The organism is Nocardia sp. 149-1B, from assembly GCF_057747975.1.
The window spans coordinates 469,248-490,374 of sequence record NZ_CM173233.1 but is presented as its reverse complement, the minus strand read 5'-3'; the positions used below and the strand labels follow the sequence as shown (position 1 = coordinate 490,374).

Sequence of the window (21,127 nt, the reverse complement as noted above, 5' to 3'; positions counted from 1 at the left end):
CGCCGACCGCGAGCCGGGCGCGCAAGGCGAGCAAGTAGCCCCAGCGGCCTGCGGGTCTTGTGCCGCAGGCCGGTTCATGCACCGTGCTCAGGCACACGACCCGATGGCGCCGAGCGCGGCGACCGGGCAGTAACATCGGCCCGCGTGACCACCACCCCGTCTTCAGCAGAGCGCACCAGCCACCCCACCTATGACCAGCTCGTCGACCTGCCGGTGTACGCCGAGCAGCCGGTGCCCGTGGCGTTCGAGGACGTCAACGGCCACCTGAACGTCCGCCACTACACCGGCATCGCGAGCGAGGGTCTCGACGAGTCGTTGGTGCCGCTGGGGATCCCGCAGAACTGGCCGGCCCAGGGGCACGCCTGCTTCTCGGCCGAGCACCACCTGACGTACCTCTCCGAGCTGCGCACCGGTGACCGGATGTCGTGCCGGGTGCGGCTGCTGGGGCGCTCCGAGCGGGCCGCGCACGTGCTGGTGTACCTCCTGGACGACACCCACCAGGAGGTCAGCTACGTGATGGAGGAGATCTTCCTCCACATCTCGATGGAGACCCGCCGCACCGCCCCGTGGCCCGAGGACGTGGCCGCCAACCTGGACGAGCGGATCGCCGAGGACGCGAAGCTGCCGTGGGCGCCGTCGGTCTCCGGGTGCCTGGCGCTGCGCTGACCGGACGCTGACCCAGCCCTGGGCCGGTGCTCGCCAGCCGCCGAGCCGGTTCAGCCGCCGACCAGCAGCCGCTCGCGCTGGGCGCTGAGCTCGGCGACCCGGGTGTCGAGGTCGCGCTGCTGGCCGGCCAGGCGGGTGCGGATCTCGTGCACCACCCCGGCGGCCTCGTCGGTGCGCCGGGCGGCCTCGGTGATCCGGTTCTTCACCGACCAGTCGGTGAAGATGTTGTCGAACCACACGTCGAACGCCTGGGTGAGGCCGTCGACCGACAGACCCCGCACCACGGCGGTCATGCCGACGTCGGCCAGCTCGACCGAGAGCCGGCGCAGCGCCTGGTCGGCCCCGTGCAGCAGCCGCTGGGCCTGGTCCATCCGGTCGTACTTGACCATGTCGGTGATCAGACCGCCGCCGAAGAACGTGTCGTACGTCGCCCAACTGCCGGCCGAGCCGAGCACCTCGCGTGCCTGCGCCAGCGCCGCGGCGGCGTGCTCCCCCGCGGCGACCGCCTCCCGCACCTCCTTCGCCTGGGCGGCGGTCGTGGCCAGGTCGCCGGCGATCCGGGCGAGCTCGTCGCCCGCGGTGCCGCCGACCTCGGTCAGCAGCCGCTCCTTCTCGGCCATCGCCCGCTCCCGCCGCGCGTGCACGTCACCCAGGGCGGCCAGCTCGGCCTCGGCCCGGCGTACCTCGTCGTGGGTGCTGACGAGCCACGCGTCCGCGCGGGCCGCGGTGTACTCCGCCGCCTGTCGCTCGGCCTCCTCGCGGTCGAGGTCGGTGTCGCGGCTGCCCTTGAGCGTGGCCCAGATGCGGGTGGGGCTGAACGACTCCAGCGCCCGCACGTCCTTCGTCTCGGTCGCGAGCTGCTCGTGGGCGCGCACCGCGGCCTCGCGAGCCGAGTCCTCCGAGGCCCGGGCCCGCTGCAGCCGGGCACTCACCCGCGCATGCTCGGCCACGGCCTCGAGGGCCGCCTCCAGCTCGTCGTGTACCTGCCTGGCCCGATCCTCGGTGGTCACCCAGCCACCTTAGGGTGGTCGCCGTGACGACCTCCGACGCTGCCCGCCTGCTCGAGCTCGTGCGGCACGCCGCCGAGGGGACGCCGTACGTCGTCCGCGAGACCGACGAGGGCTTCGACGTGGCCCTGAACCTCGACGCGAGGTGGTCCGGCACCCTGCGCAAGGAGGGGGTGCGCACGACCAGCATCCACCACGTGTCGTTCCCCGGGCCGGGGACCTACTCGGTGACCGACGACGTGCGGGAGATCGACTGGCAGGCCGGGATGGCCCGGGTCGCCGCCCGCGGCTCGCGGACGACCGGCCGGGTGCGCGAGAAGGGCTTCGAGAAGACCTACGTGTTCGACCGGCGCACCTTCCGGTTCCGCCAGGTCTCCGGCCAGAGCTTCGACACCGGCCAGGGACGCAGGCTCATCGACACCGCGGCGACCGAGCTGGGCCTGCGCGCGAAGCGCTCCCGCTCGGAGGTGGTGGGCATCGTGGTGGCCTCGGTCGCCGCACTCGGCGCGCTGGTCACGGTGGTCACGCTGCTCATCGGCGCGCTGCTGGGCTGGTTCTCCTAGCACCGGCGCTGCGAGGATCCCCCGCATGCTCCTCGACGTGCAGCTCGACGCCCGCCCCGACCTGGCCGCCGAGCGCGCCCGCGAGCTGGCGGGCACGGGAGTCGCGGGCCTGTTCACGTTCGAGGGCCCCCACGACGTGTTCCTTCCGCTCGCGGTGGCCGCGGGGGCGGTCGAGACCGACCTGATGACGAACGTCGCCATCGCGATCCCGCGCAGCCCGATGCACCTGGCGCACACGGCGTACGACCTGCAGCTGCTCTCGCGCGGGCGGTTCCGGCTCGGCCTGGGGTCGCAGATCCGCCCACACATCGAGCGCCGGTACGGCGCGACCTGGAGCCGGCCGGCGGCGCGGATGCGCGAGACGGTGCTGGCGGTCAAGGCGATCCTCGGCTCCTGGCAGGACGGGACGCCGCTGGACTTCCGCGGCGAGTTCACCCAGCACACGCTGATGCCGCCGACGTTCGTGCCCGGCCCCAACCCGTACGGCGTCCCGCCGGTGCTGCTCGGCGCGCTGGGGCCGGTGATGACCCGCACCGCCGCCGAGGTCGCGGACGGCCTGCTGGTGATGCCGTTCCACAGCCACCGGCACTTCCGCGAGCGGACCCTGCCCGCCGTCGACGCGGGCCTGTCCGCCGCCGGCCGCTCCCGGGAGGACCTGGCGATCCTGCCGCAGGCGATCGTCGCGATGGGCCGCACCGACGCCGAGCTGGCCGCCGCGACCGCCGGCGTGCGGGGGCTGCTGGCGTTCTACGGGTCGACACCGGCGTACCTGCCCGTGCTCGAGGTCGAGGGGTGGGCCGAGGTCCAGCCCGAGCTCAATCGGCTCTCCAAGCAGGGCGATTGGGCGGCGATGGTGGGCCTCGTCACCGACGAGATGCTGGAGACGCTCGCGGTCCGCGGCACTCCCGAGGAGTGCGCGGCCGAGGTCGGGCGCCGGTTCGGCGACGTCGCGGAGCGGGTGTGCTGCTACTTCCCCGGCTACGACGCGCCGCTGGACCAGGTCGCCGACCTCGCCTCCGCACTGGCCGGAGTCAGTGCCTGATCATCCGCACGATGCGGGCGTTGAAGACCACGAAGCGGACCAGCTGCGTCGGCAGCGAGCGCCGGCGGCGCAGGGTGCGCGCGGTCGGCAGCGGCGCCCCGCTGAGGTCCGCGACGGGCTGCGGCTCGGCGGTGGGGCCGATGGGGACGGTGGGCTCGGTCATCGCGGTCACTCCGGGATCAGCTGCCAGCCCGGGCGGGCCTTGGCCTTGTAGAGGAACAGGTGGTGGAGCATCAGCTTCACCCAGTGGCCGCTGAGGCCGATCTCGCCGCGCGTGCCCGACAGGTCGCGGCCGGTGGGGTAGCGGTCGAAGTCGGGGACGACGGGGTTCATCGTCATCGACGCGGCCGAGCCGTCGCGCACTCCGGCGCCGGCCGACGCCACGCAGGCGGCGCCCATCTCGGCCATCGACGCCTCGTGCGGTCGGGCGGTGGGCCCGTGCTTGACGCGGTCCGCGATCGTGAGCGCCACGGTCTTGCCCATCACGCCCGACGGCATGCCGGTACGCGGCGGTGACGGGGTGATCACCGTGCCGTTCGCACTCGTCCGGGGCTGGGAGATCTGGTGCGGCGGCGCGAAGGCGATGCCGACGGCGAAGAGGTTGTCGTAGCCCGGCGCCAGGTAGGTGCGGGGCCAGTCCGCGGCCCGCCACGCGGCGTACGGCTTGGGCGTGTAGTCGGCGTCGACCTTCATGAACCCGCTCGGCGCGAACAGCTCGCTGGTGATGTCGGCGCCGGTGCGGTCGAACGCCTGGAGCTGGACCCCTCCGAACGGGGGCAGCAGCATCGCGAAGTCGAACCCGAGCTGGTGGTGGAGCCCGTCGAGGGTCTCGTAGTGGACCACGCCGTCGGTGACCCGCTCGACGTGCGCGCCGAGGATGGCCTCGACGCCCCGCTCGCGGAACAGCGAGGCGGTCCAGAGCTCGCTGGTGGTCTGGAAGCCCTGCTCCTCGAACGTCATGCCGTCGACCCCGAAGTCGCCGAGCTGGGCCTCGTTGGAGAGGTAGACGAGCCGGGCGAGGTCGCGGACACCGGCCGCGCGCAGCTCGTGGTCGACGTTGAAGACGTACTCGAACGCGGCACCCTCACAGGTGCAGGTGCCGTGGCCCATGCCGACCACCAGGGTCTGGGGCTTCCCGGCGCGCAGCAGCTCGATCACGCCGGCCAGCCGCTCGGCGGCCTCGATCGCGTGGTCGGCCGTGCACACCGAGACCGTGTGGTGCTCGGGCCCGAGGCCCTCGGTCGCCTCGAACCGCAGCCGCGGGCCGGTGGCGTTGATCAGGTAGTCGTAGCGGATCCGCTGCTCTTCACCGGCGCTGCCCGGGGCGGTCGAGACGATGTCGACGGCACCCCGCGGGTCCTGGTCGTCGCCCTGCGGCCGGATGGCCACCGCCTTGGCCTGCCGGAACGCGATGCCCTTGCGCTGGTAGACCGGCGCCAGCGGAAACACGACATCCGCCTTGGCCATCTTGCCGACCCCGACCCAGATGTTGGAGGGGATCCAGTTCCAGTTGGAGTTCGGGGAGACCACCGTGACGGTGTGGGTCTTGCCGAGGTTGCGCCTTCCGAGCAACCGGGAGAGGTGCAGTGCTGCGGTGTGGCCGGAGATTCCGGCCCCCAGGATGACGACGTCCGCCATGGAGTCCCTGCCTTTCAGGCGCTCGTGAGCTGCGCACAAGATACCCTGGGGGGTATGTCTCGCCAAGCAAGCCAAGGCTTGCCGAACCCGGGAGCGACCCCTCAGGTGTGGGAGATCCGGCGCCGGTGCGCCGGCGAGTTCGCCTGGATCGCGATGCCGGCGAAGCCGACCACGAGCAGCAGGACCGTCGCCTTGGCGAGGTACTCGGGCAGGACGCCGGAGACCGCGAACGACAGGGCGTGCAGGATCAGCGCGAACGGGACCCAGCGCGGCGTCGTACCGGCCCGCAGCAGGGCGATGCCGAGCAGCAGCTCGCCCAAGTAGAGCCCGACGATCCAGGTGTAGAGGAACACCGCCAGGCCGGCCTCGTTGGCGATGTCGTCGATGTTCTGGTCGCGGATCGCGTCGGTGATCACCAGCGACCGGAAGAACGCCATCAGCATCGCGAAGCCGGCGGTGCCGATGAACCCGATCTCGAGCACGATCCCGCTGATCATGCCGAGCCTCCAGCCACGGTGCTCGAACATCGTGAGGATCGCCGGCAGCCCCAGGGTGAGGCAGATCGAGGCGATGAAGAGGATCACCGCCACGGTGAGCCACTGGCCACCCTGGTCCTGGACGATGCGCAGCGAGTCGGAGCCGTTGTCGGAGGTCGGGAGCAGGAAACCACCCAGGCCCAGGGCCAACGCCCCGGTCAGCAGCAGCGCGGCCGAGACCGGCACCCAGTCCATCCTCACGGCGACACCGTAGGACCTGGGGCCGCTCCCCACAGGCGAACGCCCGCGCCGGTCGCTTCCGATCAGGTCACGATCGCGGCGACCCGCTCCACCTGGCTGATCTCGGAGCTGGTGGGGATCAGCTGCACCTCGTCGGCGCCCAGGTCGGCGACCTGCTGGAGCACGTCGCGCAGCTGGGCCGGCGTGCCGGCGAAGCCGGCGGTGGGCGCGAGCGCGTCGACGTACGCGGTCGGGATCCAGTTCATGTAGTGGCGCAGGTGACGGTGGACCTGGTCACGCGCCGACCCGCTGCTGCCGGGGCCGTCGTCGAGCGCGAACCAGAACGACGTGGTCAACCGCGGCTCGGGCCGCCCGGCCTCGCGCCAGGCCTCGCGCGTCAACGTGAAGATCCGCTCCATCGCAGCGAGGTCGAGGTCGAGCGACATGCCGGCCAGCCCGTCGGCCCAGTGCGACGCGCTGCGGATCGTGCGGGGGCCGAGGGTGCCGACCAGCAGCTCGGGGCCACCGGTCTGCACCGGCGGCGGCCCGACGGGGCGTACGGCGTCCACGACCCGCTCGCCCGCCCAGACCTGCCGCATCGTCGCCACCCGGTCGGCCATCCCCGCCATCGTGCGGGACGCGAGGTCGGCGTCGGCCGCGCGGTAGTCCTCCTCGCGACCACCGACCCCCAGCCCCACCGTCAGGCGGCCACCACAGAGCCGGTCCCCCGTGGCCAGCGCCTTCGCGAGCGGAACGGTCGCGTGCAGCTGCGGCACCACCACGGTCGTCACCACGCGGGCCCGCGAGGTCCAGGCCGCGACCGCCCCGAGCAGGGTCAGCGCGTCGGGGTTGTCGAAGGCCATCCGCTCCCCGAAGCACACCGAGGAGAACGGGCCCTCGTCGATCGCGCGCGCCCAGGTCTCGAGGGTGCCGGTCTCGGCCCACAGGTCGGGCTCCATGACCGGCAGCGTCATCCCGACGTCCATCGGCCACTGCCTCTCTGCCGGAGGGATAGTCCCCGACGTCTGCGGGGCGGATCGGGTCCGGGGACCCCGCGAACGTCAGGGACTATCCCAGGTGAAGCACTAGCGGATCCGGAACGAGTGGTCGCTGATGTCGAAGAAGTAGTTGCCGACCGCCTCGATCTTCAGCCACGCGTGCCCGGTCTTGGTGCGGGGGAACCGCACCGTGGCCCGGCCGTCGTTGGCGGAGGTCCCGAGCACCTTGTTCCAGGTGCGGCCGTTGTCGGTCGACAGCACGAACCGGACCCGGGAGGCCATCCAGCGGGTGCCGTTGACCTCCCACCGGACGACGTGCTTGGTCCCGCCGTCGACGGCACCGCCCTTGCGGAACGAGGAGACGAGGAACGGTCCGGCGTTGCCGGCGACCCGAAGCGTCACGTCGTCGTGCCCCACGCCTCCGCCGCCCGCGACGCTGTCGCGCGCGGTGAGCCGGAAGTGCATCGCACCCGCGTGCTTGGCGTACGTCGCGGTCGGCAGGAACTCGGAGAAGCAGTTCACGATGCGCAGGGGCACGATCACGTACTTGTCCGGGTCGTTCGGCGGGGCCGCCGGGCACGCACCGGTGCGCGCGTTGGTGTTGCCCGCCAGGATCTGGGTCAGGTCGGGGAACGTCCGGGTCCGGGTGCCGGCCGTGGCGTGGTTCTCCCCAGGGGCCGGGCTCTGGGAGGCGTCCTCGTCCGAGACGTCGGCAGCCGTGCCGAACACCCGGAACAGGGGACCCCACGGCTTGACGTTGTCGACCAGGGCCGTGCCGTCGTGGCCGGCGGCGTCGTCGTTCTGCTCCCACAGGTAGGTCAGGTCGTCGCCGTCGGCGTCGGTCGCACTGCCGGTGAGGGTGAACGGCGTCCGCGCGGGGATCGTCTTGTCCGCGGGCGCCGAGACGACCGGGGCGTGGTTGGTGGTGGTGACCTGCTCGAAGCCCTGGTTGCCGGGGGTGCCGCCCTTGGCGGTCTCGCCGACGTGGGCGGTCGCGCCCACGGCGTCCACCACCAGCGCGTCCATGTCCCGGCGGTCGCTGCCGGTGGTGTACGGGTCGGCGTCGGACGCGAAGATCACCTCGAAGCCACCGTCACCGGCGGGGGTCAGCGCGGCGGGGTAGCCCGCGTCACCGGGATAGACGTAGCCGGCGTACGGGTCGTAGCCCCAGCCCGCGACCGTGACGTCCTCGCCGGTGAGGGTCTCCACGGCGTGCTCGATGTTGGCGGCGTTGTAGGCGGTCGGCCCGACACCTCCACGGATGAGCGTGAACGTCTGCGCCGCGCCGGGGTAGCCGATGGTGATCGAGTCGCTGCCGTCGAAGCCCTCGAGCGAGACGTCCTGCACCTCGACCGGGTCGGCGGCCGGCGTCCCGGTGTACGCCCCGATCTCGGTGATCGAGCGCTGGGAGAAGTACGGGTCGCTGTGCAGCTGCAGGTTGTCCTGGCGGCAGATGCCGGCGTACGCCATCACCGAGGAGCCCGACCCCGGCTCGACCCCGGTGGAGCCGTTGCGGTTGCCGCCCGAGCAGTTGTGCTGGGTGCCGTTGAAGGTGTGGTTGCCGCCGAACTGGTGGCCCATCTCGTGGGCGACGTAGTCGACCGCGTAGTAGTCGCCCACCGGCTGCGGGATGCCGGTGCAGCCCTGGCCCTTCTCGACGCTGCCGACGACACCGAGCCCGGCGATGCCGCCGCCGTCGGTGCCGAGCGCGATGTGGCCGATGTCGTAGTTGCTCGCGCCGATCAGCTGGCCGAGCACCGTCTGCGTGCGGACCAGCGTGCCGCCGTCACAGAAGGCGATCTGGCCCTGGACGTAGCCGTTGTCGACCGTGGAGTCGGGCGCGGGCACCGAGGCGAAGCAGGGGTTGGCGCCACACGGGCCGTTGGGGCCGGTCGCCTTCTCGTTGGTGTCGAAGTTCAGGGAGTCGGTGCCGTCGACGAGGATCATCTTGATCGCGAGGTCGTCGTTGTAGAGCTGGTTGACGCGGTTGAGCAGCGTCACCTTCGCGGCGGTGACGTTCTCGCTGCCGAAGTAGGCGGCGTACGTCGGGTCCGAGACCAGCGCGAGCCGAAAGACCCGCTGGGTGACGGTGCCACCGTCGGCCAGGGCCGCCTGCCGGCGGCTCGCGACGCGGTCGACGCCGGGCGCCTCGCGCTCGACGAACTGCTGCTCGGGCCGCGGCAGGCTGTCGCCGTAGTAGCTCAGGTGGGTCACGGTGCCGCGCCCCGTGGTGGCCGGGTCGACGTACCACGCGCGGCCGGTGCCGGAGCGCACGGAGGCGTGGAAGCCGAGCGGGGTGACGTCCATGACGACGCTCGTGCCGGGGTGGTCGAGCGAGACCCCGGCCCAGGTCGCGATCTCCGGGTGCGCGGCGGCGAGTCCGGGCTCCATCAGCTGGGTGCGCTGGACGGCGAACCGCTCGGTCCCACCCGTCGGGGTCGGCACCGGGAAGACGGTGGAGCCGCTCGATCCGACAGCCGGAGCGCTGCGGAGCGCCTTGCGCACCTGCGTCGTGTCGATGCGCACCGCGGTGTAGTGGTCCGGACGAACGTCGGCCCGCGGACCCGTGGGCGTGAAGTCCGCCAGCGTGCGGTACATCGTGTGGTCGTCAGCAGCCTCGGCCGACGTCCAGGCCAACGGCAGCACGGCGGCGGCCAGAGCCAGGGCGAAGAGCGCGGCGACGAACCGGAACGGTCGCGGCATGGAGTCTCCCTCGTCGAACCCGCGACCCGGAGTCAGGTGCGGTGCTCGCAGCCTAGGGGGCGACTCCGACGGGGCCTAGCACCACCTCGCGGGTCAGGTCAGCCAGCGGGCGAGCAGGGTGCCCTCGGCCTCGAGGAGCAGGTGCAGTCGCAGCGGTACGTCGACGGGTGGGCCCTGGGTGATCCGAGGGTGCTCACCGGCCACCAACCGCGGCACGACGGTCGTGCAGAGCTCGTCGGCGGCCCCGCTCGCGAGCAGGTCGCGCAGCAGGTGCGGCCCGCCCTCGGAGAGGACGTGACCCCAGCCGCGGTCGGCGAGCACCTGCTTGAGGAGCGGCAGGTCGACGCGGTGTGAACCGAGCACCAGCACGTTCTCGGCGCCGAGTCGCTCGCGCACGGGATCGAGGTCCTCGGCCGCGCCGCAGGTGGCGAGCAGGACCGAGCCCCGGGGCGCGTCGCGCAGCGTGTCGGGCACCTGGCCGCGGCGACTGACCACCACCAGTGGCTTGCCGGCCGGCCCGTAGCCCTCCGCCCGGACGGTCCCCGCACCGACGACGATCGCGTCGGCCATCGCGCGGAGCTGGTCGAAGACCTGCTTGTCGGCGGCGTTGTTGATCGACCCACTGGTGCCGCTCTCGCCGGTGGCGGCACCGTCGACCGTGCTGACCATGTTGACCCGCAGCCACGGCGTGCCAGGCACGGCGTAGAGCTCGGCCAGGTCGTCGGTGTCGGGTCCCACGAGGACTCTCATCGCCAGCGCCCCTCCCACCTCATCACCCAGTACTGCACGCCGAACGGGTCGTCGTCGTAGTCCACCCGGCAGGTCGCAGCGTCGAGCTCGACGTCCTCGGCCAGCCGGGCCAGGCTCTCGGTGTCGGCCCAGAGCTCGGCTGCGAGGTCGTGGTCGAGCCCGGACAGGTCGCCGGCGCGGAGCCGCTCCCCCAGCCGCCGGTCGAACTCCTCGGCCCGCGGATCGAGGTGGCCGGGCGCCTTCTCGGTGCGCTTGGCGCTGCCGTTCGCGACGACGAGCATCCCGGCGCGACGATCCAGGTCGAGCTCGACTCCGGCCTCCGCGGCGAGATGGCGGGCGATCCGGAGGCCCTGGAACGACCCATGGACACCGAACCCGTCACCCAGCCAGCGCACCGCCTCGGCGCACGCCGCCCGCAGCTCGGCGACCGGGTCGTCGAGGCCGGCGTACTCCGGCAGCAGCGCGAGCACGCCCGGCACCAGCACGACTCTCACTGCAGCCCCCGGATGGCGCGCTTGGGCGGCCGCCGGCCGGCGATGGTGGCGACCATGTCGACGGTCTGGCGGGTCTCGACGACCTCGTGCACGCGGTAGATGCGCGCCCCGGCGAGCGCGCAGATCGCGGTGGCGGCGAGGGTGCCGGTGAGGCGTTCACCGACGGGTACGTCGAGGGTCTCGCCGACGAAGTCCTTGTTGGACAGCGACACCAGCACCGGGTAGCCGGTGGCGACCATCTCGCCGAGGCGGCGGGTGACCTCGAGGGAGTGGAAGGTGTTCTTGCCGAAGTCGTGGGCTGGGTCGATGACCACTGACGCCGGGTGGACGCCGGCGGCGATCGCCCGCTCGGCGTAGGCGACGGTGTCGTGAATGGCGGCGGCCACCACGTCGTCGTACTCGATGCGGTAGGGGCGGGTGCGGGGAGTGACGCCGCCGGTGTGGGTGCAGATGATCGCGGCGCCTGCCTCGGCGGCCGCGTCCACGAGCTCGGGGTCGGCGCCACCCCAGGCGTCGTTGAGCACGTCGGCGCCCGCGGCGCAGACCGCGCGGCCCACCTCGGCGCGCCAGGTGTCGACCGAGATCACCAGCTCGGGGAACGCCTCGCGCACGCGGGCCACGAAGTCGACGACGCGTGCCTTCTCCTCGGCGGCGCCGATCTCGACCCCGGGCGCGGCCTTGATGCCGCCGATGTCGACGATCTCGGCGCCCTGGGCGGCGACCAGCGCGACCCGCTCGAACGCCTTGTCCTCGGCCCAGGTGGCGCCCTTGTCGTAGAACGAGTCGGGCGTGCGGTTGACGATCGCCATCATCAGCGTGGCCTCGTCGGTGAACGGGTGGCGGCCCAGCTGCAGTGTCATCCGACGCTCACCGCCGGCGGCCGCTCGTGGGTGCCCTCGCCGGTGCCGACCCGCGACAGCGCGGCGGCCAGGATCTGGGTCGACATGCCGGACAGGTCGCGCAGCGACTGGTGCCGGTGGGCGCGGGTGCCGAGGTCGACCTGCGCGATCGCGTCGAGCCCGCGGGTGCGCACGGTGTCGATCAGGGCGGCGAGCTCCACGGCGTACCCGCTCGGGACGTCGAGCTGCTCGAACAGCGTCCGGCGTACGGCCCACTCACCAGCCAGCGGCTGGTGCAGCCCGGCGAGCTCGGGGAACAGCAGCCGGATCAGGGGGCGGGCGACCAGCTCGGTGACTCGGCCGCCCTCGAACGGGACGGCCGCGTCGCCGGAGAGCATCGGTCGCTCGTAGAAGCCCTTGACCAGCGCGACCTCGGGGCGAGTCAGCAACGGGCCCAGCAGTCCGGGCACGAAGTGGGTGTCCCAGTCGAGCAGGTCGGCGTCCATGAACACCAGCACGTCGCCGGTGGTGACGAACAGCGACTTCCACATCGCCTCGCCCTTGCCGGGGACGCTGCCGAGGTCGGGCCGGATCTCGCCCGCGCGGTGCACCACAGCCCCCGCATCGGTGGCCACGTCGTAGGTGTCGTCGGTGGAGTCGGAGTCGATGACCACGATCTCGTCGAGCAGCGCGACGGTGTCCACCAGCGCCTCGCGCACCCGCGTGACGACGTCCCCGACCGTCGCGGCCTCGTTGCGGGCCGGCACCACGAGGCTCACCGTGTGGGCCGCCTTGGCGGCCATCAGGTCCTCGATGGTCCAGTCGTCCCAGTGGTGGGTGTTGCTCTCGCCCCAGGCCGACACGCGGTCGAGCGTAGCGAGCGACCCTGAACGTCGGCGATCCGTCACCATTCGGTCACGATGTGATGTTCAATCAGCCATGTCCACCTCACAGGGGTCACAGGGGGAGCCACGGCGGAGTCGCGGTCGTCCGCGCACGCCCGGGGCTGAGAAGCGCATCATCGACGCCGCCCTGGAGGAGTACGGCGAGCACGGCTGGTCCGGCTTCACCATGGACGGCGTCGCCCGCCGGGCCGGGGTCGGCAAGTCCACCGTCTACCTGCGCTGGCAGGACAAGGACGCGCTGCTGACCGACGCCGTCAGCAGCCACAGCGGCACCCTCGGTGACGTGGACACCGGGACGCTCCACGGTGACCTGCGCGCACTGGCGGTCAACCTGTTCCGCCACTACCGCGAGCCCGCCGGCTGGGCCGCGCTGCGCGTCGTCGTCGACACCGCCGGCGCCCCGCAGCGCCTGGGCGGGTTCGTGGAGGCGGTGACCGACGTCCAGGTCGGCTGGATCGAGCAGATCGCCGGCCGCGCGGCCGAGCGTGGCGAGCTCGCGGCCGGCCAACCCGCGATCACGATCGGGCAGTGCGTCTACGGGTCGGTGATCGTGCAGACCCTCACCCGCCGCCTCGAAGGTCAGTCGCTCACCGACGACGAGATCGACGCCCGCGCCACGGCCCTGGTCTCCCTGGTGCTGCAGGGCGCCGGCTCCTGAACGACCGTCACGCTCGGGGTCCCTCTCCACAGCCGCGCAACGACTCTGCTTCGCGATCGGGGTCTGCGGGCAGACCGACCCCATGGCTTGGACTTACATCATCGAGTGCGCCGACGGCACCTTCTACGTCGGCAGCACGATCGACCTCGATCGCCGCATCAGCCAGCACAACCTCGGGTTGGGTTCGACCTACACGAGACTGAAGCGCCGGCGGCCGGTGCGACTGGTCTGGGCCGCGTTCTATGACCGGGTCGAAGACGCGTACGACTTCGAGAAGCAGATCCAGGGCTGGGGACGCGCGAAACGCATCGCCCTGATCGAGGGCCGGCTCGACGACCTACCCGCCCTCTCCCGCGGCCGCTCCCGCCGGCACCGCGATCACCCTTGACCAAGCACCCCCACCCCGGCCGCCGGTGATCGAGCAGCGAAGGCCCCCGGGCCTGAGCGCCCGTCGAGATCCCCGCAGCCAACCCACCCACCACCACCCGTGCACTCACCGCCCTGCCAACCCCGCGGGGGTCTCGACGACGCTCGCTAGCGCTCGCTGCTCGACCAACCGCGCGGCGCCGTTGATCGAGCAGCGAAGGCCCCCCGGGCCTGAGCGCCCGTCGAGATCCCCGCAGCCAACCCACCCACGACGACCCGTGCACTCACCGCCCTGCCCTCCCCGCGGGGGTCTCGACGACGCTCGCTGGCGCTCGCTGCTCGACCTACGGTGCACCCAGGAAGCGGCGTACGGCGGCGGTGAGGGCCCGGGCATAGGTGGCACGGCCGGCGCGGGTGGTCATCCGGTGGGCGTCGCGGGGGTTGCGCATGTTGCCGAGCTCGACCATCACCGTGGGGATGTCGGAGAGGTTCAAGGTGCCGAGGTCGGAGCGGAAGTCCAGCCCGTCGCCGCCGGCGATGTAGTTGGCGACCGGCACCCCGCGGGCGCGCAGCGCGGCGCGGGTGTCGAGCGCGAGCCGCTTGGAGGAGCGGTAGATGTCGTGGGTCCACGGCCGCCGGTCGGTCGGGGCGATCACGTGGAAGCCGTGGGCGCCGGCGGCGTACGAGCCGTCACCGTGCAGGCTGATCTTGAGGTCGGCCGCGACCTGGTTGCCGGCGCGGCCGCGGTCGTCGACGCAGGGACCCCAGCGGTCCTGCCGGTTGGTGGTGCGGGTGAGGCGTACGTGAGCACCGAGCCGCTCGAGCCGGGCCTGCAGCAGCTGCGTCACCTGCCAGGCGAACGTCGCCTCCGGGTAGCCGCCGTTCGTCGCGGTGCCGGTGGTGTTGCACGGCTTGCGGAACCCACCCGCGGGCACGAGCCGGTTGATCTGGCGCGGGAAGTTGTGGTTGCCGAGCTGGTGTCCGGGGTCGAGCACCACCACGCGGCCCGCGAGCGGCCCGGCGGTCCGGGCGGACGCCTCGGGCATGTCCGCGCGCTCGGCGTACGCCGGCTCGGCGAGCGTCCCGAGCAGGAGCACCGCCACCAGCAGACCGACCAGCCGCATCACTCGTAACCCAGGATCTCCTGGCGCTTCGCACCCCACGCCAGCGCGGAGGCGATCGCGTCGTCGAGCGAGAGCTCGGTGCGCCAGTCGAGCAGCGAGCGGGAGCGGTCGACGTTGGCGAACGCGCCCACGGCGTCACCCGGACGCGGCGGCGCCTCGGTGATCGGCACCTCGGACCCGAAGACCGTCTCGAAGGAGCGGACCAGCTCGCGCACGGTCACCCCCGACCCGGTGCCGACGTTGATGACCACGCTGGACGCGCCGGCCTCCTCGATCACCTGGTCGAAGCGCTCGACGGCGCGCACGTGGGCGCGGGCGAGGTCCCAGACGTGGATGTAGTCGCGGATGCCCGTCCCGTCGCGGGTGGGGTGCTCGGTGCCGGTGATCGTGAAGGAGTCCTTCTGGCCGCGCGCGGCCATCACCAGCTGGCCCAGGACGTGCGAGGGCTCCTTGGCGTAGATGCCGGACTCGAGGTCGGGGTCGGAGCCGATCGGGTTGAAGTAGCGCAGGATGATCGCGCGCAGGTCGGTCGCGGCCGACATGTCCTGGAGGATCTCCTCCATCATCCGCTTGGTCCGGGCGTACGGCGAGGTCGGCTCGAGCCGGTCGCCCTCGGAGACCTCGAAGTCGTCCTTGAGCGCATAGATCGACGCCGAGGACGAGAACAGCACCCGGCCCTTGCCCAGCGCGTTGAGCTCGTCGAACAGGTCGAGCGACTTGGCGACGTTGTCGCGGTAGTACTCGTAGGGCTTCTCGACCGACTCGGGCACCACGATGCGCGCGGCCATGTGGATGGTGGCGTCGATGTCGGGGTGCTCCTCGAACACCCGGCGGAGCAGCGACCGGTCGGCGATGTCGCCCTCGTAGAAGATGCGGTCGCGCACGAACGCCAGCGGCCCGGTGAGCAGCGAGTCCAGGATGACCGGGGTGTGGCCGGCCTCCTCGAGGGCCTTGGCGGTGGTCGAGCCGATGTAGCCGGCGCCGCCGGTGACGAGAACCTTCATGCCTCCCACCCTAGCCAGACCGCACTGGTCTGGACCGGTGCTCCCTCGGGCTCAAGGCGCTGTCATCGAGGCCGATGAACCACGTGTGAGTCTGCCAGCGCCAGAGTCCTGCCGCCCCGTGTCCCTGCCCGGGTCGAGCCTGGTCTCCCCGTTCGAGGCCTGGTGTGACAGCGTCGGCCTGCACCCCGAGGACTGGCGCGCCTGGCCGCTGTACGAGGCGACTCTGACCGAGGCGATCCTGAACGAGGCGAAGCTGAACGAGAACGGCAGCTCGCAAGTCGCCTGACCGCCCCTGCGCCGCAAAGCGGTCTGGACCGGGCGGGCCGAGGCTCAAGCGGGGACGCCTAGCGCCGATACACCCGGTATGACCAGGCCCATGCCGGAGTCGTGGCGGCGCACCGACCACGTCGTACCGGACCCGCTGACCGCGACCGCGTCGTGGTCCGAGGTCATCGAGCTGCACCCCGACGGCTGGCGCGCGAGAGCGCTCGCCGGCGCCTGGATGCCGGACGACCCGGTCGCCTGACGGTCACCTGCTCTGCCCAGCCGCCTGGGGTAGTCCCTGACGTTCGCGGGGCCGGGAGCGGTCCCACACCCCGCAAACGTCAGGGACTATCGAGAAGGATCAGCAGCCCAGGTCGCGCGAGACCCGGCGGTGGGCGTCCCAGATCTCCTGGGGCAGCCCGTGGAACTGGGCGAGGTGGTCGGTGCGGAAGCCCATCTCCTGGCGCCAGCGGTCGACGTCGATGGAGAGGATCCGTGCGGCGTCCTCGGGCGGCAGGTGGACGCCGGAGAGGTGCAGCTCCTCCTCGGTGGGCAGGATGCCGACCGGCGAGGGTACGCCGGTGACGGAGCCCTCGTGGAGGTGCACCAGCCACAGCAGCGCGCGCAGGTTCTCGCGGTAGCCGGGCCACAGGAAGTGGCCGTCCTCGGGGTCGCGCTGGAACCAGTTGACGTGCGCGAAGATCGGCTGCTCGCTCGCGCGGCCGATGACGTCGAGCCAGTGCGCGGCGTACCGCGCTTCGGGGTAGGACATGAACGGCCGCATCGACATCGGGTCGTAGCGCAGCTGCCCATCCACCCCGTCGGCGGCGAACGTCGCCTCCGCGCCGAGCGTGAGCCCGTCATAGACGCCTTCGGCGAGGTCGGTGATCGCGCGGATCAGCGGCTCGCGGTCGCGGGTGCGGCCACCGAAGATGATCGCGTCGATCGGCACGCCGCGCGGCTCCTCGAAGTCCGCGGCGACGTTGGGCACGTTGGCGAGGGTGGTGGTGAAGCGGCTGTTGGGGTGCGCCCAGGGGTCGCCGGCCTGCTCGGGGGTGCGCGCCGCGATCGGCTCGCCCTTCCAGTCCAGCCAGCCCGCGAGGTCCGAGGGCGGCGCCGGCGTGCGGCCCTCCCACCAGACCTCGTGGGTGAGCTCGTTGTAGGCCACGTTGGTGAAGATCGCGCCGGTGCCGGGACGCACGGAGTCGAGCGCGGTCGGGTTCGTCAGCTCGTTGGTGTCCTTGGCGACGCCGAAGACGCCGTACTCCGGGTTCATGCCGTAGAGCCGCCCGTCGTCGGGGTCGATCCACAGCCAGGTGATGTCGTCGCCGTAGAACTCCACGCGGTAGCGGTCGCCCAGCGCCTCGGGCGCCAGCGTCATCGCGAGGTTGGTCTTGCCCGAGGCGCTCGGGAAGCCGCCGGCCACGTGGTAGCGCTTGCCGGTCTCGTTGTCGACGATGCCGAGCAGCATGAACTGCTCGGCCAGGAACTCCCCGGACGCCCAGCCGTCGTACGCCGCCTGCCGCAGGCCGTGGGCGATCTTGCCGAGCAGTGCGTTGCCGCCGTACGACGACCCGAAGTGCAGGATGGTCCGCTCGTCGGCCACGGTCACGAAGTAGCGCTGGTCGGCGGGCGTGCCCTGGCCGAGCGTCTCGAGGTCACCGGTGACGTGGACCGCGCGCACGAAGCTGTCGGGGTCGTGCAGGTCGTTGATGTGGTGCACGCCGACCCGGGACATCCGGATCATGTGCAGCGCGACCGTGCGGCTGTCGGTCAGCTCGACGCCGGCGGCGAACCGCTCCATCGGCGAGCCGGGAGGTGCCATCAGGTACGGCACGACGTACATGGTCTTGCCGGCGGAGGCGCCGCGCATCAGGCCCTCGAGCAGCGGCTTCATCTCCGAGGACGGGCGCCAGTTGTTGTAGGTGCCCCGGTCCTCGGGGTTGCTGGTGGCGACGATCGTGCGCTCCTCGGAGCGGGCGGTGTCCTTGTAGAAGCTGCGTGAGTAGTAGCAGCCCTCGCCGACCGGCAGCAGCTCGCCGGCCTCCAGCGCCTCCTGGATCAGCCGCGCGTCGTCGTCCTCGTCGACGACCTCGACCCGGGCGGCGCCGGTGAGTGCTGCCCAGTGGCGCACGTACTCGCGCACCTGGGAGTTCTTCAGCCCCGCCTCGTCCAGCACGTTCTCCAGCTCGATCGCCTCGTCAGCCACGCCAGCCACCCGATCCTCACCTTGTCCTTGACAATTGCCATGCTCTCGCATCCCGGTTGTTACCGGAAGGTACACGAATTGAAGATGTTCTCAAGTTGTGTAACCTTCATGTGAGACGACTCCAGGGAGGGAGACGACACCCATGGGGGTTCCGCTGTACCAGGCCAAGGCCGAGCTCTTCAAGACCCTCGGCCACCCGGCCCGCATCCGCATCCTCGAGCTGCTGTCCGAGCGCGACCACGCCGTGCACGAGCTGCTCGAGAAGATCGAGATCGAGCCGAGCAACCTCTCCCAGCAGCTCGCGGTGCTGCGCCGTACGTCGATGGTCACCTCCCACCGCGCCGGCAGCGAGGTCGTCTACTCGGTGAGCGTCCCCGAGGTCCGCGACCTCCTGCTGGCCGCCCGCACCATCCTGTCCGGACTGATCGCGGTCCAGGGCGAGCTCGGCACCGAGCTCGCCGGCACTCCCTCGTGAGCGCCACGACGTCCACCCACAGCCGGGTCCGCGAGCTCCTCCCCCACGCCACCGACTGGCGTCCCTTCCACCTGGGCGCCGACCTGACCGCCGGCCTGATGGTCGGGCTGGTCGCGCTGCCGCTCGCGCTCGGCTTCGGTGCGAGCTCGGGCCTGGGCGCCGGCGCCGGCCTCGTCACCGCGATCGTCGCGGGTGCGGTCGCGGCCGTGTTCGGCGGCAGCCGGGTGCAGGTCAGCGGCCCGACCGGCGCGATGACCGTCGTACTCGTCCCCATCGTCGCGAGCCACGGCGCCGACGGCGTGCTGGTCGTCGGCCTGATGGCCGGCGTCGTGCTGCTTGTGCTGGGGTACGTCGGAGCCGGGCGGTTCATCCGCTACGTGCCGGTGCCGGTGGTCGAGGGCTTCACACTCGGCATCGCCGCGATCATCGCGCTGCAGCAGCTGCCGGCCGCGCTCGGCGTGCACGCCGAGGGCGAGGGGGTCCTCGCACAGGCGTTCCACGCGATCACGACCTGGGCCGAGCACCCGGAATGGGGCCCGATCGGCATCGCGGCCGGGGTCGGCGCCGGGGTGCTGCTGATGGTCCGGCTGCGGCCGGGACTGCCGTGGTCGCTGATCGCCGTGGTGGTCGCGACCGTCCTCAACTCGGCCGCCGGCGTGGGCGCGGCCCACATCGGCGACATCCCCTCGGGACTGCCGCTGCCGCACCTGCCGACGGTGCCGGTGGGCGACCTCGGCGGGCTGGTGCTGCCGGCCGTCGCGGTCGCCGCCCTGGCCGCCCTCGAGAGCCTGCTCTCGGCCACCGTCGCCGACGGCATGAGCGTCGGGCGCCGCCACCACCCCGACCGCGAGCTGGTCGGGCAGGGCCTGGCCAACCTCGTGACGCCACTGTTCGGCGGCATCCCCGCCACCGCGGCCATCGCACGTACGGCGGTCAACGTCCGCTCGGGCGCCACCTCGCGACTGGCCGCTCTCGCGCACAGCGTGGTGCTGCTCGTGGTGGTGCTGGCCGCGTCGCGCAGGGTCGGGGAGATCCCGCTGGCCGCGCTGGCCGGAGTGCTGGTCGCCACGGCCGTCCAGATGGTGCGGGTCTCCAGCGTCGCGGCGCTGCTGCGCTCGACGCGTGGCGACGCCGCCGTGCTCGCCGTGACCGCGGTCGCCACCGTCGCCGTCGACCTGGTCACCGCGGTGATCGTCGGGCTGGTGGTCGCGGGGTTCTTCGCGCTGCGCCAGACCGCGCTGGCCGCCCGCATGGACGAGGTGCCGCTGGACGACTCCGAGCACGCCGACGAGGAGCGCAGCCTGCTCGACCAGCACATCGTGGCCTACCGGATGGAGGGGCCGCTGTTCTTCGCGGCCGCCCACGACTTCCTGCTCGAGCTCTCGCAGGTCAGCGACGTGCGGGTGGTGGTGCTGCGGATGTCGCGGGTCTCGACGATCGACGCCACCGGCGCCTCGGTGCTGGCCGACACGATCGCCCGGCTCGAGGGCCGCGGCATCAGCGTGCTGCTCTCCGGGCTGGACCCGCGACACGAGCGGGTGCTGCGCGAGCTCGGCGTGCACGACCAGCTCGCCCACGACGAGCACGCGTTCGCGACCACCCCCGAGGCGATCGCGCACGCCCGGATGCACGTCGCCCGGGCCCAGCACGCGCACCAGGCCCACCCCGCCTGAGGCCCCGGGACGGATGGTCCCTGACGATCGAGGGCCTGCAAGCGATCCCATCCCCCACGAACGTCAGGGACTATCCCCACCGACCATCACCGGTGGTCGAGCAGCCCCAGCAGACAGGTGCCGTAGCCGCTGTTGAGCTGACGCTTGGCGGCCAGCCGGAGGCCCTCGTCGGAGATGAAGCCCATCCGCCAGGCGACCTCCTCGGGTGACCCGACCATCACGCCCTGCCGGCTCTCGACCGCGCGCACGTAGTCGCTGGCGTCGTTGAGGGCGTCGAACGTGCCGGTGTCGAGCCACGCCGCCCCGCGCGGCAGCACCTCGACGATCAGCCGGCCCTCCTCCAGGTAGGTCCGGTTGAGGTCGGTGATCTCGAGCTCGCCGCGCGCCGAGGGTCGCAGCGTCCGCGCCCGCGCCACCACGTCGGAGCTGTAGAAGTACAGCCCGGGGACGGCGTAGGAGCTGCGCGGGTGCGCCGGCTTCTCCTCCAGCGAGAGCGCACGACCGTCCTGGTCGAACTCCACGACGCCGTACGCCGTGGGGTCGGCGACCCGGTAGGCGAAGACGGCCGCGCCGTCTAGGTCGTCGAAGCGCTGCAGTCGGGTGCCGAGGCCCTCCCCGTGGAAGATGTTGTCGCCGAGCACCAGCGCCACCCGGTCGTCGCCGATGTGCTCGGCGCCGATCACGAACGCCTGGGCGAGCCCCTCGGGGGCGGGCTGGACGGCGTAGTCGATCGCGACGCCGAGGTCGCCCCCGTCGCCGAGCAGCCGCTCGAACTGGCCGACCTCGTGCGGGGTGGCGATCAGCAGGATGTCGCGGATGCCGGCGAGCATCAGCGTCGACAGCGGGTAGTAGACCATCGGCTTGTCGTAGACGGGCAGCAGCTGCTTGCTGAGCCCGTGGGTGATCGGGTGCAGGCGGGAGCCGGTGCCACCGGCCAGGATGATTCCCCGCATGGCCCGACCGTAGGCACCGCCGCCGGGGGCGCCCCGGGGGCCGCCGCGGCTTCCCCAAGATCGAGTACCGCCCTCGGATG

23 protein-coding genes are annotated in these 21,127 nt (G+C 72.2%); 9 read left to right on the top strand and 14 right to left on the bottom strand.

What is annotated here, in order from left to right; translation table 11 throughout:
• Positions 1-144: 144 nt before the first annotated feature.
• Entirely contained in the window at positions 145-666 is a 522-nt protein-coding gene (locus AC3ANS_RS02310; RefSeq protein ID WP_488294557.1) for a thioesterase family protein, read from the top strand.
• Between the two features lie 50 nt (positions 667-716).
• Here AC3ANS_RS02310 and AC3ANS_RS02305 read toward each other — a convergent pair whose 3' ends face one another.
• A complete protein-coding gene (locus tag AC3ANS_RS02305; protein WP_488294556.1) occupies positions 717-1,676 on the bottom strand; it encodes a hypothetical protein in 960 nt (319 codons plus the stop codon).
• A gap of 23 nt (positions 1,677-1,699) precedes the next feature.
• On the opposite strand from AC3ANS_RS02305, the gene AC3ANS_RS02300 reads away from it, so the two are divergent.
• Complete coding sequence (locus AC3ANS_RS02300; RefSeq protein ID WP_488294555.1) at positions 1,700-2,236, top strand: hypothetical protein; 537 nt, start codon at positions 1,700-1,702, stop codon at positions 2,234-2,236.
• A gap of 25 nt (positions 2,237-2,261) precedes the next feature.
• The gene (locus tag AC3ANS_RS02295) at positions 2,262-3,278 is read left to right on the top strand and encodes a TIGR03617 family F420-dependent LLM class oxidoreductase (protein ID WP_488294554.1); all 1,017 of its coding nucleotides are present in this window, start codon (positions 2,262-2,264) and stop codon (positions 3,276-3,278) included.
• On the opposite strand, the gene AC3ANS_RS02290 is transcribed toward AC3ANS_RS02295, so the two are convergent.
• The 9 genes from AC3ANS_RS02290 to AC3ANS_RS02250 all read right to left on the bottom strand — a co-directional run bounded on the left by AC3ANS_RS02290 (position 3,268) and on the right by AC3ANS_RS02250 (position 12,279).
• Positions 3,268-3,441, bottom strand: coding sequence for a hypothetical protein (locus AC3ANS_RS02290; protein WP_488294553.1), 174 nt, complete (start codon positions 3,439-3,441; stop codon positions 3,268-3,270). The genes AC3ANS_RS02295 and AC3ANS_RS02290 overlap by 11 nt on opposite strands.
• A gap of 5 nt (positions 3,442-3,446) precedes the next feature.
• The gene (locus tag AC3ANS_RS02285) at positions 3,447-4,916 is read right to left on the bottom strand and encodes an NAD(P)/FAD-dependent oxidoreductase (RefSeq protein ID WP_488294552.1); all 1,470 of its coding nucleotides are present in this window, start codon (positions 4,914-4,916) and stop codon (positions 3,447-3,449) included.
• Positions 4,917-5,017: 101 nt separating this feature from the next.
• A complete protein-coding gene (locus tag AC3ANS_RS02280; RefSeq protein WP_488294551.1) occupies positions 5,018-5,653 on the bottom strand; it encodes a hypothetical protein in 636 nt (211 codons plus the stop codon).
• 62 nt (positions 5,654-5,715) lie between these two features.
• On the bottom strand, positions 5,716-6,606 hold the full coding sequence (locus AC3ANS_RS02275) for an LLM class flavin-dependent oxidoreductase (RefSeq protein ID WP_488296584.1): 891 nt from the start codon (positions 6,604-6,606) through the stop codon (positions 5,716-5,718).
• Between the two features lie 111 nt (positions 6,607-6,717).
• The gene (locus tag AC3ANS_RS02270) at positions 6,718-9,333 is read right to left on the bottom strand and encodes a reprolysin-like metallopeptidase (protein WP_488294550.1); all 2,616 of its coding nucleotides are present in this window, start codon (positions 9,331-9,333) and stop codon (positions 6,718-6,720) included.
• Positions 9,334-9,426: 93 nt separating this feature from the next.
• On the bottom strand, positions 9,427-10,083 hold the full coding sequence (locus AC3ANS_RS02265) for a dihydrofolate reductase family protein (protein WP_488294549.1): 657 nt from the start codon (positions 10,081-10,083) through the stop codon (positions 9,427-9,429).
• Positions 10,080-10,577, bottom strand: a complete 498-nt coding sequence (locus tag AC3ANS_RS02260; RefSeq protein ID WP_488294548.1) for a class III extradiol ring-cleavage dioxygenase family protein — start codon at positions 10,575-10,577, stop codon at positions 10,080-10,082. The genes AC3ANS_RS02265 and AC3ANS_RS02260 overlap by 4 nt, the downstream gene beginning before the upstream one ends.
• Complete coding sequence (folP, locus tag AC3ANS_RS02255) at positions 10,574-11,437, bottom strand: dihydropteroate synthase (RefSeq protein WP_488294547.1); 864 nt, start codon at positions 11,435-11,437, stop codon at positions 10,574-10,576. The genes AC3ANS_RS02260 and folP overlap by 4 nt, the downstream gene beginning before the upstream one ends.
• The gene (locus AC3ANS_RS02250) at positions 11,434-12,279 is read right to left on the bottom strand and encodes a glucosyl-3-phosphoglycerate synthase (RefSeq protein ID WP_488294546.1); all 846 of its coding nucleotides are present in this window, start codon (positions 12,277-12,279) and stop codon (positions 11,434-11,436) included. The genes folP and AC3ANS_RS02250 overlap by 4 nt, the downstream gene beginning before the upstream one ends.
• A gap of 76 nt (positions 12,280-12,355) precedes the next feature.
• Between AC3ANS_RS02250 and AC3ANS_RS02245 the strand changes: the two genes are divergently transcribed.
• Together AC3ANS_RS02245 and AC3ANS_RS02240 are read left to right on the top strand one after the other, a co-directional pair.
• Entirely contained in the window at positions 12,356-12,979 is a 624-nt protein-coding gene (locus tag AC3ANS_RS02245; RefSeq protein WP_488294545.1) for a TetR/AcrR family transcriptional regulator, read from the top strand.
• A gap of 82 nt (positions 12,980-13,061) precedes the next feature.
• Complete coding sequence (locus AC3ANS_RS02240; protein ID WP_488294544.1) at positions 13,062-13,367, top strand: GIY-YIG nuclease family protein; 306 nt, start codon at positions 13,062-13,064, stop codon at positions 13,365-13,367.
• A gap of 322 nt (positions 13,368-13,689) precedes the next feature.
• Here AC3ANS_RS02240 and AC3ANS_RS02235 read toward each other — a convergent pair whose 3' ends face one another.
• Both AC3ANS_RS02235 and galE read right to left on the bottom strand, forming a co-directional pair.
• Complete coding sequence (locus tag AC3ANS_RS02235; RefSeq protein WP_488294543.1) at positions 13,690-14,469, bottom strand: N-acetylmuramoyl-L-alanine amidase family protein; 780 nt, start codon at positions 14,467-14,469, stop codon at positions 13,690-13,692.
• The gene (gene galE / locus AC3ANS_RS02230; protein ID WP_488294542.1) at positions 14,469-15,473 is read right to left on the bottom strand and encodes a UDP-glucose 4-epimerase GalE; all 1,005 of its coding nucleotides are present in this window, start codon (positions 15,471-15,473) and stop codon (positions 14,469-14,471) included. The genes AC3ANS_RS02235 and galE overlap by 1 nt, the downstream gene beginning before the upstream one ends.
• A gap of 118 nt (positions 15,474-15,591) precedes the next feature.
• Here galE and AC3ANS_RS02225 point away from each other — a divergent pair, with 118 nt between their 5' ends.
• Both AC3ANS_RS02225 and AC3ANS_RS02220 read left to right on the top strand, forming a co-directional pair.
• Positions 15,592-15,759, top strand: coding sequence for a hypothetical protein (locus tag AC3ANS_RS02225; protein WP_488294541.1), 168 nt, complete (start codon positions 15,592-15,594; stop codon positions 15,757-15,759).
• Positions 15,760-15,837: 78 nt separating this feature from the next.
• Positions 15,838-15,999 carry a hypothetical protein gene (locus AC3ANS_RS02220; protein WP_488294540.1) on the top strand — a complete coding sequence of 54 codons (162 nt, stop codon included), beginning with the start codon at positions 15,838-15,840 and terminating at the stop codon, positions 15,997-15,999.
• A gap of 99 nt (positions 16,000-16,098) precedes the next feature.
• Here the strand turns inward: AC3ANS_RS02220 and AC3ANS_RS02215 are convergent, their stop codons facing one another.
• On the bottom strand, positions 16,099-17,946 hold the full coding sequence (locus AC3ANS_RS02215; RefSeq protein ID WP_488294539.1) for a phosphoenolpyruvate carboxykinase (GTP): 1,848 nt from the start codon (positions 17,944-17,946) through the stop codon (positions 16,099-16,101).
• Between the two features lie 142 nt (positions 17,947-18,088).
• Between AC3ANS_RS02215 and AC3ANS_RS02210 the strand changes: the two genes are divergently transcribed.
• Both AC3ANS_RS02210 and AC3ANS_RS02205 read left to right on the top strand, forming a co-directional pair.
• Positions 18,089-18,421: an ArsR/SmtB family transcription factor gene (locus AC3ANS_RS02210; RefSeq protein ID WP_488294538.1), complete on the top strand. Its 333-nt coding sequence runs from the start codon at positions 18,089-18,091 to the stop codon at positions 18,419-18,421.
• Positions 18,418-20,094, top strand: coding sequence for a SulP family inorganic anion transporter (locus AC3ANS_RS02205; protein ID WP_488294537.1), 1,677 nt, complete (start codon positions 18,418-18,420; stop codon positions 20,092-20,094). The genes AC3ANS_RS02210 and AC3ANS_RS02205 overlap by 4 nt, the downstream gene beginning before the upstream one ends.
• 86 nt (positions 20,095-20,180) lie before the next feature.
• Here AC3ANS_RS02205 and rfbA read toward each other — a convergent pair whose 3' ends face one another.
• The gene (gene rfbA / locus AC3ANS_RS02200; protein ID WP_488294536.1) at positions 20,181-21,047 is read right to left on the bottom strand and encodes a glucose-1-phosphate thymidylyltransferase RfbA; all 867 of its coding nucleotides are present in this window, start codon (positions 21,045-21,047) and stop codon (positions 20,181-20,183) included.
• Positions 21,048-21,127 lie beyond the last annotated feature (80 nt).